Origin of the sequence: Pleomorphomonas koreensis DSM 23070 (assembly GCF_000425185.1) — a bacterium.
GTDB lineage: Bacteria > Pseudomonadota > Alphaproteobacteria > Rhizobiales > Pleomorphomonadaceae > Pleomorphomonas > Pleomorphomonas koreensis.
Window position 1 is genome coordinate 1 of sequence record NZ_AULH01000074.1, and the last position, 1,170, is coordinate 1,170.

Genomic DNA, 1,170 nt, shown 5'->3' on the forward strand with positions numbered 1-1,170 from the left:
TACGCTGATTAGGTGGCGCCTCCACGCTGATTAGGTGGCGCTTCCCACGCTGATTAGGTGGCGCCTATATATAGAACAGAAAGACTCTCAGAAACGTCTCTACAGAAAGCTCCTTACAGAAAGCTCTTCCAGAATTTCAGAAAAAGCGCGTGCGCGTATTTTTCTCATTGAATTTTTGAAGTCCATATCGTGTCCAGTGCCAACACCAACGAGAAAGCCAGCTAGAAGGCCGCACAGCGACTTTGCAGCACACGGATGGACGATTTCACGTCGAAGCGCCAAAAACGCTCCAACGGGCTTCCTACAGGCAGAGGGGCCATATCTCATGGCTACACTCCGCCTGAACTTGTGATGGAACGAGTCCGTTTACGGAAAATGCCTCCAGGGTGGGCAACCGGTATCGTCGGTAAGTAGACTCCGTTGTACGGTGATGTCAGGACTGTTGTCAGTGATACTGGAAAGTGATATCATATGGAATTAAGTAGGAAGCATCGAGCGACCCTTGAGGCGATCTTTGCTGATCCCGTCCGCGCCGGCATCGTCTGGCGCGATATCGAAAGCCTTATGGAGGCTTGCGGGGCGGAGATCAGCGAGGGCCAGGGTTCGCGCGTGCGCGTCGCCCTCAATGGCGTCCGCGCAGTGTTTCACCGGCCGCACCCTCAGAAGGAAACTGACAAGGGGGCTGTGAAGTCGGTGAGGCGCTTCCTGAGCGAAGCGGAGATAGAGCCATGACCACAATGACCTACAAGGACTATGAGGCTGTCGTCGATTTCGATGACGAGGCCGAGGTGTTCCATGGCGAGGTGATCAACCTGCGGGACGTGATCACGTTCCAGGGGGAATCCGTTACGGAGCTGAAGGAAGCCTTCAAGGACTCCGTGGAGGATTACCTCGCGTTCTGCAAGGAACGCGGCGAGAAGCCGGAGAAGCCGTTCTCCGGCCAGTTTGTGGTGCGTGCCGATCCGTCATTGCATCGTGCCGTGGTGTCAGCTGCCAGGCGTGCCGGGGTCAGCCTCAACAAGTGGGTGACCACGACGCTGTCGCGGGCGTCGATGCTGTAAGCCAGAGTGGCTTGGCGACATAGCGTCTTGTTCGACCGCCTGAGCACCCCTCCGGCGGTCTTTTGCATATGGCGGCAGTTCGGGGCATCCATCTGCCTATCTTAATCAC

The 1,170-nt window shown here is 56.4% G+C and carries 2 protein-coding genes; both read left to right on the top strand.

From position 1 onward, the window contains the following. Window positions 1-471 precede the first annotated feature (471 nt). On the top strand, window positions 472-732 hold the full coding sequence (locus H512_RS0120110; protein WP_026784924.1) for a type II toxin-antitoxin system HicA family toxin: 261 nt from the start codon (window positions 472-474) through the stop codon (window positions 730-732). After that, window positions 729-1,061, top strand: coding sequence for a type II toxin-antitoxin system HicB family antitoxin (locus H512_RS0120115; protein WP_026784925.1), 333 nt, complete (start codon window positions 729-731; stop codon window positions 1,059-1,061). Before H512_RS0120110 ends, H512_RS0120115 begins: the two co-directional genes overlap by 4 nt. The last annotated feature ends 109 nt before the right edge of the window (window positions 1,062-1,170 follow it).

Excerpts from the sequence above, each read along its gene's own strand:
- H512_RS0120115 (WP_026784925.1), top strand. The coding sequence starts at position 729 with ATGACCACAATGACCTACAAGGACTATGAGGCTGTCGTCGATTTCGAT.
- H512_RS0120110 (WP_026784924.1), top strand. The coding sequence starts at position 472 with ATGGAATTAAGTAGGAAGCATCGAGCGACCCTTGAGGCGATCTTTGCT.